General features: G+C 36.7%; 16 protein-coding genes. 2 read left to right on the top strand and 14 right to left on the bottom strand.

The annotated features are described in order from the left end of the window. Positions 1 to 31: 31 nt before the first annotated feature. The 7 genes from KHA87_RS06770 to KHA87_RS06740 all read right to left on the bottom strand — a co-directional run bounded on the left by KHA87_RS06770 (position 32) and on the right by KHA87_RS06740 (position 7,209). Positions 32 to 1,183 (bottom strand): ABC transporter permease, encoded by a 1,152-nt coding sequence (locus KHA87_RS06770; protein WP_213093324.1) that lies wholly within the window; start codon positions 1,181 to 1,183, stop codon positions 32 to 34. An 18-nt stretch (positions 1,184 to 1,201) separates the two neighbouring features. Continuing rightward, positions 1,202 to 2,413: an ABC transporter permease gene (locus tag KHA87_RS06765; RefSeq protein ID WP_213093323.1), complete on the bottom strand. Its 1,212-nt coding sequence runs from the start codon at positions 2,411 to 2,413 to the stop codon at positions 1,202 to 1,204. Between the two features lie 12 nt (positions 2,414 to 2,425). Beyond that, complete coding sequence (locus KHA87_RS06760; protein WP_213093322.1) at positions 2,426 to 3,358, bottom strand: ABC transporter ATP-binding protein; 933 nt, start codon at positions 3,356 to 3,358, stop codon at positions 2,426 to 2,428. A 152-nt stretch (positions 3,359 to 3,510) separates the two neighbouring features. Next, positions 3,511 to 4,176 carry a response regulator gene (locus tag KHA87_RS06755; RefSeq protein WP_213093321.1) on the bottom strand — a complete coding sequence of 222 codons (666 nt, stop codon included), beginning with the start codon at positions 4,174 to 4,176 and terminating at the stop codon, positions 3,511 to 3,513. Beyond that, the gene (locus KHA87_RS06750; protein ID WP_249310330.1) at positions 4,173 to 4,967 is read right to left on the bottom strand and encodes a sensor histidine kinase; all 795 of its coding nucleotides are present in this window, start codon (positions 4,965 to 4,967) and stop codon (positions 4,173 to 4,175) included. Before KHA87_RS06750 ends, KHA87_RS06755 begins: the two co-directional genes overlap by 4 nt. A gap of 425 nt (positions 4,968 to 5,392) precedes the next feature. Then, entirely contained in the window at positions 5,393 to 5,968 is a 576-nt protein-coding gene (locus KHA87_RS06745) for a hypothetical protein (protein WP_249310159.1), read from the bottom strand. 176 nt (positions 5,969 to 6,144) lie between these two features. Further along, complete coding sequence (locus KHA87_RS06740) at positions 6,145 to 7,209, bottom strand: permease (RefSeq protein ID WP_213093319.1); 1,065 nt, start codon at positions 7,207 to 7,209, stop codon at positions 6,145 to 6,147. A 270-nt stretch (positions 7,210 to 7,479) separates the two neighbouring features. Between KHA87_RS06740 and KHA87_RS06735 the strand changes: the two genes are divergently transcribed. Then, the gene (locus KHA87_RS06735; RefSeq protein WP_213093318.1) at positions 7,480 to 9,054 is read left to right on the top strand and encodes a glycosyl hydrolase family 18 protein; all 1,575 of its coding nucleotides are present in this window, start codon (positions 7,480 to 7,482) and stop codon (positions 9,052 to 9,054) included. A 226-nt stretch (positions 9,055 to 9,280) separates the two neighbouring features. Here the strand turns inward: KHA87_RS06735 and KHA87_RS06730 are convergent, their stop codons facing one another. The 5 genes from KHA87_RS06730 to KHA87_RS06710 form a co-directional block, all read right to left on the bottom strand. Then, positions 9,281 to 10,624: a TldD/PmbA family protein gene (locus KHA87_RS06730; RefSeq protein ID WP_213093317.1), complete on the bottom strand. Its 1,344-nt coding sequence runs from the start codon at positions 10,622 to 10,624 to the stop codon at positions 9,281 to 9,283. A 4-nt stretch (positions 10,625 to 10,628) separates the two neighbouring features. Further along, on the bottom strand, positions 10,629 to 12,017 hold the full coding sequence (locus KHA87_RS06725; protein WP_213093316.1) for a TldD/PmbA family protein: 1,389 nt from the start codon (positions 12,015 to 12,017) through the stop codon (positions 10,629 to 10,631). Positions 12,018 to 12,185: 168 nt separating this feature from the next. Beyond that, positions 12,186 to 12,653 carry a flavin reductase family protein gene (locus tag KHA87_RS06720; protein ID WP_213093315.1) on the bottom strand — a complete coding sequence of 156 codons (468 nt, stop codon included), beginning with the start codon at positions 12,651 to 12,653 and terminating at the stop codon, positions 12,186 to 12,188. A 287-nt stretch (positions 12,654 to 12,940) separates the two neighbouring features. Then, on the bottom strand, positions 12,941 to 13,327 hold the full coding sequence (locus KHA87_RS06715) for a MaoC/PaaZ C-terminal domain-containing protein (protein ID WP_213093314.1): 387 nt from the start codon (positions 13,325 to 13,327) through the stop codon (positions 12,941 to 12,943). Positions 13,328 to 13,340: 13 nt separating this feature from the next. Beyond that, a complete protein-coding gene (locus KHA87_RS06710; protein WP_213093313.1) occupies positions 13,341 to 13,772 on the bottom strand; it encodes an FAS1-like dehydratase domain-containing protein in 432 nt (143 codons plus the stop codon). A gap of 324 nt (positions 13,773 to 14,096) precedes the next feature. Between KHA87_RS06710 and KHA87_RS06705 the strand changes: the two genes are divergently transcribed. Further along, entirely contained in the window at positions 14,097 to 15,362 is a 1,266-nt protein-coding gene (locus KHA87_RS06705; RefSeq protein ID WP_349305579.1) for an Nramp family divalent metal transporter, read from the top strand. 378 nt (positions 15,363 to 15,740) lie between these two features. Here KHA87_RS06705 and proC read toward each other — a convergent pair whose 3' ends face one another. After that, a complete protein-coding gene (gene proC, locus KHA87_RS06700; RefSeq protein WP_213093311.1) occupies positions 15,741 to 16,580 on the bottom strand; it encodes a pyrroline-5-carboxylate reductase in 840 nt (279 codons plus the stop codon). A 102-nt stretch (positions 16,581 to 16,682) separates the two neighbouring features. Beyond that, on the bottom strand, positions 16,683 to 17,162 hold the full coding sequence (locus KHA87_RS06695) for a glutathione peroxidase (protein WP_213093310.1): 480 nt from the start codon (positions 17,160 to 17,162) through the stop codon (positions 16,683 to 16,685). Between the last annotated feature and the right edge of the window lie 119 nt (positions 17,163 to 17,281).

The following is a 17,281-nucleotide window of genomic DNA, read 5'->3' as shown; positions in this document are numbered from 1 at the left end:
GCCGGATTATTTCCGGCACAACTGTTATAAATTAGGATACTCTAACTCTGGATAAGCCAAAGGAGAGAAATGCTACAGCAAAAATTAATAATATGGAAATAGGAGTCAATATATCGGGTAAGGCTCCCCCTTCAACAATTAAGCTCGTAAATCCCTTCATTGCCCATGATTGCGGCACAAAATTAGCGATTTTTTGCATAATATCGGGAACTATATTTAGCGGCCAATATACTCCACCAAGCATACAGGTTGATACTATTATTAATGAACCAATAGCTGTTTGCTGCTCGGTTGTTTTTACGATACTGGCAATTGCCAAGCCTAGTCCGACTACGCAAAGCAATAAAGAGGAGACTAATGCAGCTAAACCAAGAATATTTCCCCATTCCACATGAAAAACGATAGAGGAGAAGGTCATTAAGATACCAAATTGGATCCAGCCGATTAAAAAGAATGCTAATAAATATCCAAATAACAATTGAAATTTTGTAATCGATGTTGTTAGTAATCGAGACCATACTCCTGTATTTTTCGCTTCAATAATTACTCCCGTTACAGACATCATCATTATCATAACAAACATGATAGAAAAGCCAGCAGAGCTATAAGACACTCCGCTTAAGGATTTTGCAGAATCGTTAAGCGTAACTATTTTTGTTAGCTCATTTGTTCTACGTTCTGAACTCGATATTGTATCGAACATCGCCAACCAATTGTTATTACTTGCTTTGCCCCATTCAATCGCAGACATTTCCTGCAGCTTTATCCGTTTTATTTCTTGATTTAATGACTGCTTGATGATCGTATTGCTAGGTGATCCAGGTTGATATTGAAAAACTACGTTTGGATTTTGAGTTGTTGCTAGTTCCTCTTGAAAGCCTTTTTGTATCGTAACAATCCCATCGATATTGTGAGCTTTTAATAATTCCGCAGATTTTTTTGCATCATTCCGTTTAACTTTTAAGGTTTGGTCTTGTTTTAAACGGTTTATGAGAACAGCTGATACATGGCTTTTATCCTTATCGACAATAGCCAATGTGAAAGCTTGTGAGGAGCTGTTTCCAAAAACACTACCGAATATCAAAGTGAATATTATTGGCAATGCTAACATTAAAATAAAGGCAGAAGGTTTACTTAATGTTCTTTTTATTTCAAAAAAACATACAGATAATGCTTTTCTCATTTAATTTTTCCTCCATACTTAATTATTAATTGAACGTAATCGGAGTATTCCTATTAACGCAGCAGCTATTCCGATTCCAAGTAATAGGATAATTGGATGTATTAAACTATCCCAGGATGTTCCGGACATAATATTCGTAAAGCTTGTTAAAGCCCATGAATTTGGTGTCAGTTTCGACATGGTTTGCATGCTTTGCGGAAAGGAGGAAATCGGAATCATCGAGCCTCCAAGTAGTGATAATACTTGTACGAGCATACCTCCTAAGGATTCCACCATCTTTTCTGTTTTCATAAAAGCCGCTACAATCATGGATAATCCTGAAACGGAAATACTGTAGGCAAAGGCAATAGCAAATACCTGAAGTAAACTGTTTCCCCAGTTCACTTTTAATATAAAATGTGTTGCACCGATAAATATTAAAAACTGAATCAATGTATAAAAAAGTGTGCCTAAAAATTTTCCAATGATAATAGCATTTTTACTGGTAGGAGAAATGATCATCCTTGCTAGAGTAATATTTTCTCTTTCTGCTAGAATAGACTTTCCTCCAACTCTTGCATTGAACAATAAAAACATAGCTGCCATTGCGGCTGCATAGTACTGAATGGCGGAGACAGGTTTCTTTCCTAGTGGCTTTTCGGAAACAAATTGGCTTTCTTCTGTCGTTTCATTTATCAATTTGGTAGTAATCTCTGTTCCAATTTTGTCTAATTTCTTCCCAGTTTCACCTAGTGTTGCTAAATCAGATACGACTGTTTTTGCCGAGACAGTTACCGCAGAAGTTGTTTTAACATATGTCTCTATTAATTGCTGGACAAAACTAGCCTCCAACTCCTTCCCGGAGGATACTTTAATGATGGCAGGCTTGATATCCGTATTCTGTAAACCAGTACCCCAATTCTGTGGAAGAATTATTCCGACATCCGCTTTTTCATCCTTAATGAGCTGATTAAGTTCTTTTTGGGTATTCGCCATTTCTACGTGAATGGATTTTTTTAATTTCTTTTCTTTTAACACTTGTTGAACAAACTGTTTGCTCATGGAATCTTCATCTTGTAGATATACCGCAACATTTGTTTTGGGAAAGGAAGCGGAATCCCCCATAACCCCTTTTAAAGCAGAACCTAATATAACGGTTAATAATATTGGCATACATATCATCATTAATAACGCCTTTCGATCTTTTAAGCGGATCGAAAAGTCCTTCATAGCAATCGCAATGCTTTTCATTTATAATTCCTCCTAGTCCCTTAAATTACGGCCAGTTAATTGTAAAAATAGTGATTCTAAATTTGGTTCTTTCATTTGCATTGCTTGAATGGAAATGTCGTGAGCAGATGCAAGGGAGATTACTTCTGCTAATACTTTCTTTTGATCCTCAAACAAGATTTCGACAATTCCATCCTCCACTATATTGGCGTTTTCGAATCCATCTACTTTTTTTAGATCCATGATAAAATCTATCTTTGGATTATCAACCGTTAATTGCAGGATATGTCCTCCTGCCAAGCGATTGCATAGCTCACTTTTATCCCCAATTGCAATAAGCTTTCCGTGATCAATAATCGCAATCCTTTTGCATAGATATTCGACCTCTTCCATATAGTGGCTCGTATAAATAATGGTCATCCCGCTTTCATTTAATCGTTTCACGGTTTCCAAAATATGATTTCTGGATTGAGGGTCTATTCCTACGGTTGGCTCATCCATGATAAGCAACTCTGGTTCGTGCATAAGTGCAGCTCCAATATTAATTCGTCGTTTCATTCCACCTGAAAAGGTTTCAATTTTGTCCTTAGCGCGTTCGGATAGTCCTACTATTTCCAATACCTCATACGCTCTGTTCTTTACCTTTTTACCGGTTAATCCGTACATTTTTCCCCAAAATACAAGATTATCAAATGCAGACATTGTTGGGTAAAGAGCGATATCCTGTGGAACGACGCCAATTTTTTCACGGATTTTCATCGGCTTTTTTTTCACCGATAATCCATCTATTTGGATATCACCTTCATCATATGGCTGTAGTCCACAGATCATAGAAATCGTCGTCGATTTTCCGGCACCATTTGGACCAAGCAGACCGAAGGCCTCCCCTTTTTGAACGTCGAATGAAATATCTCTGACTACTTTTTTATTACCAAAGCTTTTTTTTATATTGGATAGTGATAACATGAATTTTTCCTCCCGAATGAAAAGTTCTATATATAATTTCTTTCTTTATTTTAGTGAGAAACTGCGATGTTTCCATCTCTCTCCAGATAGATTTTATGGCATAAAAAAAGCGACACCGATGTGCCGCTTTTCCTGAATGAATATGCCAAAAGTCATGTTTGAAAAGTAGTGATGCCGTAACGGACCGCAAATATTGCCGCTTGTGTGCGATCCCTAATATTTAATTTCTGAATAATATTAGAAACATGATTTTTTACTGTTCCTTCTGTTATGTATAATGTATTCGCTATTTCTTTATTATTTAATCCAAGCCCCAAATACTTCAGTACCTCCAGTTCCCTTTCGGTGAGCTCTTTGAGTAAACTTGGAAGCTCATCTGACTTACTATTAGTATCTTCTTTTCGCCGCTTCTCCTCCAAAACTTGATTAGTGAAATCTCTTGGCAGCACAATGCCACCATAAAAAACCGTCATAATGGATTGAACAATCGTGTCCGTAGACATATCTTTTAACAGGTATCCGGATGCTCCTTGCTGAAGAGCATCGTATATGAGGTCACTATCGTTAAAGGTAGTTAGCATGAGTACCTTCAAATTAGGTAGCTTATCCAATAAAGCTCGTGTACCTTCCACACCATTCATATTGGGCATGCGAATATCCATTAATACAATATCCGGCTTCTTTTCCTGAGCAATGTCTAGTGCTTCCAGGCCATCGCCTGCCGTCCCCACTACCTCTATTTCCGGTCTTAAATTTAAAAGTGAGCCAAGCCCTTCCCGTACTAAGGGCTGATCATCCACAATGATTATTTTTATCATCCAGTTACCTCCGCAGAACTCCACATTAGATTATTTAAAGGGATGTAAAATGTGATGAAAAATCCTTTCCCTTCTATACTTTCAAAAAATACTTCCCCACCATGCTCTTGAATCCGTTCTTTCATATTTAAAAGTCCGAAGCCAGGCACAACACTGTTTACCCCTTGACCATTATCAAAGATTTCAACGGATATTTTCTCTTTCAAAATAGTAATTGTACTCTTATAAAAGGTCGCCATTCCATGACGTTTTGCATTCGTTAAGGATTCTTGGATGACTCTTTTAATGGTTGGCTGTACGGATGGAGTTATCATTGCAGGATCCCCCACTATATGTAAGCTTGTTTCCATATTGGACATAGCAGAAAAATCAGAAAGCATTTCCCTAAGCGATGGGATGAAAGCTAATTGCATTCCTTCATCGTCCCTTAAAGTTCTTACGGATAACCGTATTTCCTCCAAAGAATTTCTTGTTAGCTTTTCGCAAATGGTAAGAACCTCTTCCCCTTTTTCAACGTCTAATTTTAGAAGCTCCTTAGCCAATTGGATTTGTACTAACAATGCTGTCATGTTATGTCCAACCGTATCGTGAATCTCACGGGCAATTCGATTTCGTTCCTGTATTACGGTTAAATTCTCCACTTGTTTGGAATACTCGCTTAATTGTTCATGTGCCCTTCTAAGCTCTTCATGTGAGCCGTTTAATTGCACAAATTGATTAGAAATCGTTTCTCTCGCATCCGTTAGATTGCGAATTAAGCTGCCGACTACCGCGCAAAACATAACGAACATTAAGTTCAAGATATTATCCTCTATGGAAATTTCCTGTGCTAATAGAAATTTAACATATGTTATAAGGAGCCAAGTCGCGAAAAAAACACAGGAAAATAGGATTAATATCTTCTTCTTATTGGTTTGGATAAAAACTCCGGTAGAAATTACTCCGAAAAAAATGATGTAAAGTAGACTGCCTTCCGATGCGAAAAGTAAACCAAAGCCAGCACTTAAAATGAAATCAATGGAAATAAATATCAACTTAACAAATAATTTTTCCGAAGAAAATTGTCCAAAATGATTAATTATGAAAATGATCATAGCCGCAAAAATATATATTCGCCTAAAGATGTCATCATGACTTAAAAAGGAAATATACGTACTACTTAAAAGGATAAACATGAAAATTCTTATGATGGATAACGAAAAAAAGGAAACCTTCTTCACTGCCTCTCCCCGTTTACAATATATTTATGAAGCTCTTCATTTGTAAAATGACCTTTTATACCATTGCATTGATTAAAATAGTGGAGAATATCCTCCATCTTTATATCCAACTCTTTTAATCCCCTGGTTATAATTTTCAAATAGGAAGATGGCGGTACGGTAAATGCTTCTGATTCCATTGGAAGTGGATTCGTAAACGTAAGCATTGGTGCACCGTCCTTGTTACCCAAGTAAAGGATTCTTCCGTACCAGCTTGAATTAATGTCTTGATAACCATGTTTCATTACTTCTTGGACATCAATAGTAAAATGCTCCTCATTGTTTTCTTGAGCCACAACATCTTCAAACTGCTCTTGGGTAATCAAATACATCCGGCCAATCGTTCTAACAGATTTACTTTTTTCATGGCTGATAAAGGCGACTCCGCCTTTCCCCCATTTGCTTTTACTCTTTGCAAAATATAATGGATATGCAAGCTCCACCTTTGCCTCTGCTTCCGGAGGAGTTTGATTCCGGCTCCCTTTTTCTATTTTCTCCGATCCCTCCGGCTTCCCGCCTTCGATATAACACATAAATCTATCTCTGGTAAAGATTCGATCCATAGCTTACATACCAAACCTTCACTTCCACCACTCCTTCTTATTAATCGAATTATAATTCGATAGCAACTATGAAAAATCCTTTAATTGATGAAAAAACTATCTATACATACAGAAAAGGACCATGCATGAATACATGATCCTTACTATTAAAATAGGATTGATCCTATGCAGCCAGCGACAATCCCGAGCACCATAACACTTACCGCTAGAAATGCAAGGGTTCTTTTTGAAAACGCCTTTCTTACCATAATAATGGAGGGAACACTGATAACCGGTAATGTTATTAATAATGCCGCTGCTGGTCCATGTCCAATTCCTACAGATAGTACTGCCTGAATAATGGCAATTTCTGCAGCAGTAGGAATGACAAATAAAGTCCCAATAATGGCAAATGCAATAATTAGCCAGAAAGAGTCCATCCCATGACTGTTTAGAATTGGGTATAGCCAAGAAATAATTAGTCCCATAACAAATACGGATACTATATATAATGGCAAAATCGTAACGAGTATTTTACTAAAAGCCACTATCCAACGAACGAGTAAAGGTTTATTTTTACTTGTCTCATTCGAATTCAATTTTTCTAATATGCCAGGGTCCGTTAGGTTGTCTTTATTGATACGATTAGCTAAATAGCTAACACCAAATACAAGAATAACACCAAGTATTAACCTTAAAATCGTAAATTTCCACCCTAATACGAAAGCCATGAAGATGAGAACAGCTGGATTCAACGCTGTATTTCCAAACCAGAAGGCAATTGCTGAGCCAACAGAGCTGGAACATTTTCGTAAGCCGGAGACAACCGGTGCAGCACAACATGTACACATCATAGACGGCAATGACAATAATCCCCCACTGACAGTTCCGAGAAATCCAGTTTTTCCAAGCACACGGTTTAACCACTCACGCGGCACTAGAACCTGCATAAGGGATGCGGCAACCGTAGCAACTAATAACGCTTTCCATATTGCTAAAAAATATGTGATGGAATAATTCCACGCTGAATGAATGACCTCCGTAAAGCTTCCATTTTGCATTCCTTCTAAAAGAGAGGATCCAATGTTATGCTCCTTTGAAGCTAGCAGTGCTTTATGATAATACGGATTCCATTTAGCCCAATACAATCCAATTGCAAAAATGACAGCAAACAAAAATAAGCCGATCCATTTTTTACTGATAGAACGGTCGGTGGAAACGCTTGTATGCATTTAATATTCCTCCTAAAAACAATAACTATATTTCTCTAACCTTAAAATTTTATCAAAATTATTTTTTGGGGTCAATTTTTCAGAGAGAATAGATTCCCTCTCGCTTCATTTTAATATGTTTTTTCTAGTGTATGCATGCTGAAATGAACTAGTTTTTTATAATAATAGCTTTTAAAAAAGTTTTATTACCATAATTTATCTCATTCTCATATACTCGAAATCTTACTATAATAATTTTGTAACATAATAGTAATATGAGAGGAGTCTTAAATGAATAAATCTCGATTGCGTAATTCCTTTGCAAGCATAGTAATCTCTACAACTATTTTTTCCGCAACTTTAATGGAGGCCTTTTCGATTAAAGCTTCCGCTAACACTTCAAAGTTTAATATGTCCTATTTGTTCGTTGGAACAAAAAGCTCTTATTTTACACAAGTAGCAGCTACCAAAGGCTCACTTAATGTCGTTGCTCCTAATTATTTTGAAATAGATCCAAAGGGTAATCTTGTTGTTACTGCAAAATATGACCAATCGTTTATAGATGAAATGCATCGTCAAGGTTTAAAAGTCGTTCCTTATATAAGCAATAATTGGGATAAAAGCCTTGGCCGAGCAGCACTTACTAATCGACAGCAATTGGTAAAGCAAATTGCCGACAAAATCAGTCAATATCATTTAGATGGTATTGATGTCGATATTGAAGGTTTAACAGAGGAAGATCGCTCTAATTTCACAGATTTCATTATAAAATTAAAAAAACAAATGCCTGATAAAGAAGTATCGGTTGCAGTAGCAGCCAATCCAGGTGGTTGGACTAAGGGTTGGCAGGGTATGTACGATTATAAGAACCTATCATTGAACAGTGATTATCTAATGATAATGGCATATGATGAAAACTGGGATGGAGATCCAACAGATGGACCGGTAGCTGGTTTGTCATGGGTGGAAAAATCTATTCAATATGCATTAAAAGAAGGAGTATCCCCTGATAAGATTGTTTTAGGAATCCCTTTCTACGGAAGGGTATGGAGTACAGATAGGGGAAGTATTAAAGGTACTGGGGTTTCGCATAAGTTAATTAATGGAATGATTGCGCAGTATAATGGTAAAGTTGAATTTGATCCAATGGAACAAGCACCAAGGGTTACATTCACCATAAAACCTACAGATAAGACAATGAAGGTTGGCGGTGTGGAATTAACAGCGGGTAACTACATTCTTTGGTATGATAATCAGGAATCAATTACGAGGAAAATACAGTTGGTCCATAAGTATAACCTTAAAGGTACAGGAAGCTGGAGTTTAAATCAGGAAGATCCAGCAATGTGGGATTATTTTCGCAACGTTTTAGATCAAAAAACAGGAACAGTACCACAAGGTGCCTCTAGTCAAAATCCTGTGAACAGTAATACACCGTCAACTACACAAAAGAACCAGTCCGCCAATCAAACACAGACATCTGTAAAGCCTGCTACACCAAAAACGATAACAAAAACCATCGTAAAAACAGTCAAATATAAAGTGGCACGCGGTGATACATTATCAAAAATTGCAAAAAAGTATCACATAACTACGACACAACTGATGAAAGATAATAAATTAAAAACAAGTAATATTCGCACTGGTCAAATCCTTAAAGTAAACTATAAAACGACAGTGAAAATACCGGCAACTGTAAAAATCAATAGTATAACCACTAAAACAATTAAATATAAGGTTGTAAAAGGCGATTCTTTATCTAAAATATCAAAAAAGTATAAGGTTTCGATAAACGATATTAAGAAAAATAACTATTTAAAATCTAATAATATTAGTATTGGGCAAACATTAATTATTTATAAATAATCGTTGTTTTCGTATAGATTCTTGTTTTTCGTATATTGTTATATATATCCTAATATAGTCGTAGCTAGGGGCATCTTTTCTTAAGAATGTTATTCATTCATAATCCATGAACATGATTTTATTAAGATTTTTGTCTGAAAAGCAACAAAGTTTAAGAAAAGAGCCTGAATAATTAAAAGTTTAAAAAAATACCAAGGTAGTGTCTGACACCACCTTGGTATTTTTTTTATTCTACCGTGACAGATAAGGAGTTAATTTTTACAGTTGGAGAGCCGACATGATAAAACGGGAACATTAAATCAGCTCCGACCTCTTCAATATTATTCAGTAAATCATAAAAATTACCTGCGATGGTCATTAAATTGACTGGTGTTTCTACTTTTCCATTTTTTATATAATACCCATTTGCGGCAACAGAAAAATCTCCTGAAATTTGATTCGTTCCAGAATGCAAACCGGATAATTCCGTAATTAGCACACCCTCCTCTATCGTACTCAAAAGTTCTTCAAAACTTTTGGCCGATGGCTGAATATAAAAATTGGATGGGCCGACAGCTAAAGCGCTCTTGTACGATTCCTTAGAAGCATGGCCAGTTGTCACTGTTCCATCCTTCTTTGCCGTCTTTTGGTTATGAAGCAATGATTTAAGAACACCATCTTCTACTACCGCCAATTTTTTAGTTGCAACACCTTCCCCATCAAAAGTTCTGCTAGCTAATCCCGTCTCTAATAATGGGTTATCAACAATCGACACATTTGTATTCGCGATTTTTTCTCCCAGTTTATTGTGTAATAATGATTTCCCAGCTTGAGTATTCTCTGCTGAAAAAACAGGTGAAAAAGTAGCAAGCAATTGAGCCGCAGCATCATTTCTCAGTAATATCGGGTAATCTTTATTCTCGATGGACTTTGCTCCTAAGAAGGACAAGGATTCTTCCGCTGCTTCCTTTGCAATTTGCTTAGGATCCAAGGATTTAAAATCTTTCGTTGTGAAAAATTTATAAGCCGTTTTGGTTTCTTCCCCATCCTTTGCAATAGCATTGATCATAAAAAACAAATAATTTTGTTTATCCTGCAGGAAAAGTCCTTTACTATTGGATATTGCACGGGTTGTACTCATACTTTTTAGATTGCAGGTATCTGTAGCTGTAATACGCGGATCGTATTGCAATATTTCCTTTTCGATATCTTTGATTAATTGAATTTTTTCAGGGATAGATACTTCATCTAATTCTGTTGAAAAGAAATTTGCCTCTTCATAGGAGTCACTCCCTGCAAATATTTCTTCTGTTTCATCATCCTCCATAACGAGGGAGTTTTCTTTTGCACTGTATATTAGAAAGGGAATAGAGTCCTCTGAAATTTTTTCAGCATATGAATACCCCATTTTTTCTTGATAAAGACCACGGAAGGATATACCGCCTTCTTCCGCAATTTCGTATTCGTCAATTTCTCCCTTAAAGATTTGACAGCCAAAAACCTCGGTTTTTTCGAAATAGACTTCTACATCTGTAAATCCAGCTTGTTTCGCCTCATCAAAAAGCTTTGCTTGAAAATCCTGTAGATTCATCCTATTACTCCCCCTTGCTTCCGCCAACTGTGATTTCACTAACACGAACCATCGGCTGTCCTACGTTAACTGGAATGCTTCCGCTGGATGCACCGCACATTCCTGCCCCATGTGCAAGTTCATTTCCAACCATGTCAACCAACTGCAATGTTTTTGGTCCATTACCGATCAAAGTAGCTCCTTTAAGTGCTTTCCCAAGCTTTCCGTTTTTGACCTCATATGCTTCCATTATGGCAAAATTGTAATCTCCGGTTGCAGGGCTTACTTGTCCTCCGCCCATATATTTCGCATAAATTCCATGCTCCGTATTCGCAATAATTTCATCCGGAGTCGATTTTCCAGGAGCAATAAAGGTATTTGTCATTCTGGAAGTAGGTGCAAAGCGGAAGGATTCCCTTCTTCCTGATCCAGTCGATTCCATACCCATTCTTCTGGCATTGAATTTATCAATCAAATAACCTTTCAGAATTCCATTTTCGATTAATACATTTTTTCTAGCCAATTCTCCTTCATCATCAATATTAATGGAGCCCCATTCATTTGCTAGAGTTCCATCATCAATATACGTTACGATGTCCGAAGCTACCTTTTCCCCAATCCTGTTCGCAAATACAGAATTATCCTTAGCAACAGCCGCAGCCTCTAACCCATGGCCGCATGCTTCATGGAAAATGACTCCTCCAAATTCATTATCAATTATGACCGGGAATTTTCCACTTGGGCATGGAGCAGCATCCAGCATTGTAACCGCTATTCTTGATGCCTCGCCAGCATAATGATCTAAATTTAAATTCTCATAAAACTCAAAGCCTTGAGATGCTCCGGGTCCATAAAAGCCAGATTCCATTTGATTCCCGCGTGCTGCAATTGATTGAATTGCAAGTCTGCCTCTTACTCGTTTATCACGAACAAATTTCCCTTCTGAATTCGCAATGAGAACATTTTGTTCCTCATCTAAATAACGGACAGTTACTTGTGAAATGCTAGAGTGATAGTTTTTCGCGATTTCATATGCTTTTTTCATTACATCTACTTTTCTTGATTTCTCTACTTCTGATGGATACTGAATAATCGGATTCACTATAGGATACGTAGCTTTTTCTAATGGATTAGCCAAAATATGTACATCGCCTTTAATTGCTTGCGCTGCATTCCTTGCTGCCTTCAATAATCCATCCTTGGAGAAATCAGTTGTATAGGCGTATACACTCTGCAAGCCTTTAAAAACACGAATTCCAACTCCGTAATCGCGTCCAGATATGCTTTTTTCGATTCTGCCTGATTGCAAATAAATAGAATTGGAATACCTATCCTCCACAAATATTTCCGAAAAATCTCCGCCAGTTGATAAGGCCTCGTTGAGCACATCTTGAACTACTGATTGACTAAGCATAAAATACCCCCTGCAATTGTAATCAAGGTCCAAAAATTCAGTATATTTTAAACCTTATAACTATTATATAGGATTAAGTAACAAAATCCTCCTATTTTTGCTTGATTTTATCTCCGTCTCAAGGAGGAAGAACGGATGTTCTTGTATTTCATATTAAAAAAGAACATCCTAATCGATGTTCTTTACATGATGATATTTTCCTCCGAAATAAAGAAGAGGATTCCCTTCCTGTATAGAAATGTCTGTTACTTTACCGATAAATAGCATATGATCGCCTGCTTTTACCATATCTTGAACCTCGCATGCAACTGTTGTTATTGCATTTGTTAGAACTGGCTGACCATCGAGCCGGTCAAATTCCACCACATCTTTTCCTGGAATTTGATCGGCAAATATCATCGACAGGTCTTCCTGGTCCTCCCTCAATATGCTTACTGCGTACTTTTTTGTTTGCTGGAGGATATCATACATAGGGGCTTGCTTATCGACAGAAACTACTACAAGCATTGGGTCTAGTGACACAGACATAAATGCATTGACTGTCATACCTTCTATCTTGCCATCCATTTCTGTTGTAACAACGGTAATACCAGTTGCAAAATTACCCATCGCATTACGAAAATCTCTTTGATCCATTTGAACTTTCTCTCCTTTATGTAAGGCTCTTCTCTTAAACTTTGTCGCATTTCAAACGAAAATCCTGAAATGACCTAACTCTCGGAAACGAAAGAATAGCATTCTTAAGAATAATGCCCCGAGCTTAGAAAATATTAGGATTATGAACAATGTACGAAAAACAACAATCTTTACGAAAACAGCCTTATGAAACCATACTCATGCATAAAAATGATACTATTCTTTTGAAATCAAAGTCAAAAATATTGTACAGAGCCAGTTTCTCAAAGGAGATATCTAATTAATAATTAAGGCTTTATAACTTCAAATCGTCCTTTGAGTTTTACCTCACCATCTTCATTTTTTACAAATATTTTTCCAGTAAGACGCTCTTCCTCATTCACCATTTTTTCCTCTTCAATGGTTCCTACAATCGTCAGCTTTTCTCCTGGTCTAGTCATAGCGGAGAAACGAACTTTAAAGTTTCTTACATGTTGTCTTGGAAACCATGTTGTCAATGCTTCGCCCGCCATTCCCATTACTAACATTCCATGTGCTATAACACCACCTAAGCCTGCTTTTTCTCCAATTGGTACGACTGTATGTATTGGGTTGAAATCTCCGGAAGCACCAGCATAACGTACGAGCTGAGTATGGGTAATCCTATCTTTTTGAACCGTTTCTAATTCGCTCATTTTCCACACTCCCTTATCTTTCAATAATATTGGATCGTGCTATTAATACAAGATTGTCATTACGGAAAAACCGGTTCTCAATGGTGATGAAATTCATTCTTCTTTTTTCTGTATGGGAAATGACTTTTGCCACACAGCTAATTTCATCTCCGGCGCAAATATCCTCCAAATATTCATATTCCTGTTCCCCATGTAACACCTTCAAGGGATCTAGCTCTAGTTCTTTTATTAATGTTTCAAAACTTAAGCCACTCCACATCTCTATTACTGTCGGAAAAGTAGGCGGAATAGGAATATCACGAAAGCCCTGCTCTCTTGCTGATTTCACATCATAGTAGATCTCATTTTTATCACCAATCGCCAATGCAAATTCCTTTATTTTTCCTCTTTCAATTGTAAAGGGCTGAACATTAAAGGTAACCCCAGTTTTATTCGTTTTTTCCATCGTCTCACCTCTTTTTGAAAAGTATAATTGCTTTCTAAATACCTTAAGTATAGCACTTTTCCAAAAAATAAAAATAATATCAGGTTCAAGTGAACTTGCCTCAAATTGGGCATGATTTAATTAAGAAAAGAAATGAAACAAACCTCTACAAAACCTTATAAACTTTATATCTAAAAAACAAGTAAAAATAGTTTACATTTTTGAATTCCATGAATACAATGTAAATATACCTAATCTTTCCCTAAGGAAACTTTTTTGTTAAAGGTTCACTTTTAAGTAGGGAGGAAACAAAAATTGAGCGATAAAACATTACCACGTAAATATATACCAAAAACAAATAATACCACTTCAAAAGCAAGAGCAGTGCTACGAGGTGAAGTATCAGGAATTAAAAGAATATTGCCTTTTTTAGGACCTGCCTTTATTGCGGCAGTTGCTTATATCGATCCGGGTAACTTCGCTACGAATATTACGGCCGGATCAAAATACGGTTATCTTTTACTTTGGGTGATTGCCGTATCGAATTTAATGGCAGTTCTCATACAATCACTTTCGGCAAAATTAGGTATAGCAACACAGAAAAATCTTCCGGAAATTGCACGCGAAAGACTTCCAAAAAGAGTATCCATATTCTTATGGATTCAAAGTGAGCTTGTCATTATTGCTACTGATTTAGCTGAATTTATTGGTGCGGCATTGGGACTTTACCTATTGTTTAATATTCCAATGATACCTGCAGCATTCATTACGGCAGCTGGTTCATTTGCCATTTTGGAGCTTCAGCGCAGAGGCTACCGATCCTTGGAAGCAGGGATTGCCGCTATGGTTCTAATGGTTGTACTCGCATTTGCTTTACAGACCTTTTTAGCTAAACCAGACGTTGGGGCGATGACACAAGGATTATTTATACCGAAGTTTCAGGGCGTAGACAGTATATTGTTGGCCGCTGGTATTTTGGGAGCAACTGTTATGCCTCATGCAATTTATCTTCATTCTTCCCTAACACAAAATCGTATTGTTGGGAAAAATGACAGAGAGAAAAAACAAATTTTTAAATTTGAATTTTTCGATATAATTATCGCTATGATTATCGCAGGTGCCATTAATATGAGTATGCTTGTCGTATCAGCTGCTCTCTTTCACAAACACGGATTAGTAGTGGAGGATTTGCAAGTTGCTTATGACCAGTTTCGTCATTATGTAGGTCCAGTTGCATCCATTTCCTTTGGTCTTGGACTTCTCATTGCTGGACTTTCAAGTTCATCCGTAGGAACTATGTCAGGCGATGTTGTAATGCAAGGTTTTATCAATAGGCATATTAATCTTTACTTGCGTAGAGCCATTACGATGATACCGCCTCTGCTCATCATAATTATTGGAATTAATCCAACAAGTGCCTTAGTAATAAGCCAAGTAATACTTTCGTTTGGTATTGCCTTTGCCCTTATTCCATTGATTATTTTTACAAGTAATAAAAAAATCATGGGGGCTTTGGTCAATCATCGGATAACCACTATAATCGGCTGGATTGTAGCAGGTTTGGTTGTAGTGTTGAATATCTTTCTATTGTTTGAAACAGTTTTTCATTAAAAAAGTTGTGATGACGTTTGCATCACAACTTTTTTATTTGGCGGGATTATCCTGGATATTTGCGGAATTATCCTCGATATTGGCGGAATTATCCTTGATATTGCCGGAATAATCCTGGATATTGGCGGAATTATCCTTGATATAGGCGGAATTATCCTTGATATTGGCGGAATAATCCTGGATATTGGCGGAATTATCCTGGATATTGGCGGAATTATCCTCGATATTGGCGGAATAATCCTAGATATTGGCGGAATAATCCTGGATATTGATGGAATAATCCTCGATATTGGTGGAATAATCCTCGATTTTGGTGGAATTATCTTCTATATAGCGGCATCCACCTCAAATTCGGGGATTAATGAACGAATAGCAGAATTATTTCAATTTCAACATACTATCCTCTGCGAAAGGACTGCCCATTTCTTTTGATCTTTCAGTAGTTGCTTTTACAGCCTCGACTATAGCCTTATTGCCTCCATAAATTTGTAGAGCTTGTAAGCCTTTTGCAGTTGGTCCATTTGGCGCTGCAACATTTTGGATAAGCTCTGTAAACGATTCTTCCTGCGCTAGCGCCATTTTTGCAGAACCCAAAACGGTTTGAGCAATAATGGAGCGCACCATTGTTTTAGGTAGTCCGCTTTGAATCGAAAATTTCTCCATTTCTTCCATCAACGCATAAAAGTATGCAGGCGCACTTCCTGCAATACCAGTAAAAAGATCCATATGTTTTTCTTCTATTTGATATACTTCACCGATCCCTCTAAAGATTTCCGTAGCCAAAGCAATAGATTCCTTAGAAGTATATTTTCCCGAAGATAATGCAGTTGCAGATTCTCCCACCATACTAGAGGTATTCGGCATAACTCTAATAAGCTGGGTTTTTTTGTTAAGGTAGTTCTCCATAAACATAGTTGTTACACTTGTAACAACAGATATAACTATTTGTTTTTCCGATAGTTTACTTTTTATGGAGTCTAATGCCTCCTTAATATGCTTCGGTTGCATTGCCAATACAATAATATCCATATTTCCTATATCAACAGGGTCAATATGAATATGATACTTTTTATTTAACTCCATCAGCCTTGATTTATTATGCTGATTTTGGACATATATATGATGTGCTGGGATGATTTCCGTATTAATTAATCCTGAAATTATGGCTTCAGCCATAGGACCTGCACCTAAGAAAGCGATTTTTTGTGTTAATGTCATATTCATCTTCCTCTATTAGTCTATAATCATACAACGTTTTCTATCATAACATTATAATCCTAATAGATAAATAGAAACACAATTCGTAATACTTAGGTACTTCTAAGCCAAATACGATTCAATATCCTTTTCCATTTTTATTGGACTCATATTTGGTGCATATCTGCCAACGACCTCTCCATCGCGATTAATCAAAAACTTTGTAAAATTCCATTTGATATTTTTAGTACCTAACAAACCTGAAGCATGAGATTTTAAATATTGAAAAATTGGATGGGCATTTTCCCCATTTACATCGATTTTTTCGAACATTGGAAAGGAAACATCATATTGTAAGGAACAGAATTCTGCAATTTCTTCATTGCTTCCAGGATCTTGATTCCCAAATTGATTACATGGAAACCCTAATATCATAAATCCTCTTTCAGAGTATTTTTCAAATAGCTGCTGTAACTCTGCGAATTGCTTTGTAAATCCACACTTGCTGGCGGTATTTACAATTAATATAACCTTTCCTTTGTAATCAGACATACTTTTCTCTTCCCCATTGATTAACCGAGCAGAATGCGAATAAATACTCAAATTAAATGCCTCCCAATCATTATTCATAAAGTTATTCCTTTTATTATACTACTTTCTTTGTTCAAGATGGGTAGGATAGGAAATTGCGATCTGCACAAGTGTTTTTTCATTCGGTGAAA

This window comes from Bacillus sp. FJAT-49736, from assembly GCF_018343615.1.
Classification (GTDB): Bacteria; Bacillota; Bacilli; order Bacillales; family Bacillaceae_C; genus Margalitia.
The sequence above is the reverse complement of the archived record's forward strand: the minus strand, read 5'-3'. Positions and strand labels throughout refer to the sequence as shown.

Coding starts and splice junctions, on each gene's coding strand:
- KHA87_RS06750 (WP_249310330.1), bottom strand. CDS start 4,967: ATGTTCGTTATGTTTTGCGCGGTAGTCGGCAGCTTAATTCGCAATCTA.
- KHA87_RS06755 (WP_213093321.1), bottom strand. CDS start 4,176: ATGATAAAAATAATCATTGTGGATGATCAGCCCTTAGTACGGGAAGGG.
- proC (WP_213093311.1), bottom strand. CDS start 16,580: ATGACATTAACACAAAAAATCGCTTTCTTAGGTGCAGGTCCTATGGCT.
- KHA87_RS06720 (WP_213093315.1), bottom strand. CDS start 12,653: ATGGATCAAAGAGATTTTCGTAATGCGATGGGTAATTTTGCAACTGGT.
- KHA87_RS06745 (WP_249310159.1), bottom strand. CDS start 5,968: ATGTGTTATATCGAAGGCGGGAAGCCGGAGGGATCGGAGAAAATAGAA.
- KHA87_RS06710 (WP_213093313.1), bottom strand. CDS start 13,772: ATGGAAAAAACGAATAAAACTGGGGTTACCTTTAATGTTCAGCCCTTT.
- KHA87_RS06725 (WP_213093316.1), bottom strand. CDS start 12,017: ATGCTTAGTCAATCAGTAGTTCAAGATGTGCTCAACGAGGCCTTATCA.
- KHA87_RS06760 (WP_213093322.1), bottom strand. CDS start 3,358: ATGTTATCACTATCCAATATAAAAAAAAGCTTTGGTAATAAAAAAGTA.
- KHA87_RS06765 (WP_213093323.1), bottom strand. CDS start 2,413: ATGAAAAGCATTGCGATTGCTATGAAGGACTTTTCGATCCGCTTAAAA.
- KHA87_RS06730 (WP_213093317.1), bottom strand. CDS start 10,624: ATGAATCTACAGGATTTTCAAGCAAAGCTTTTTGATGAGGCGAAACAA.
- KHA87_RS06770 (WP_213093324.1), bottom strand. CDS start 1,183: ATGAGAAAAGCATTATCTGTATGTTTTTTTGAAATAAAAAGAACATTA.
- KHA87_RS06740 (WP_213093319.1), bottom strand. CDS start 7,209: ATGCATACAAGCGTTTCCACCGACCGTTCTATCAGTAAAAAATGGATC.
- KHA87_RS06715 (WP_213093314.1), bottom strand. CDS start 13,327: ATGAGCGAATTAGAAACGGTTCAAAAAGATAGGATTACCCATACTCAG.
- KHA87_RS06735 (WP_213093318.1), top strand. CDS start 7,480: ATGAATAAATCTCGATTGCGTAATTCCTTTGCAAGCATAGTAATCTCT.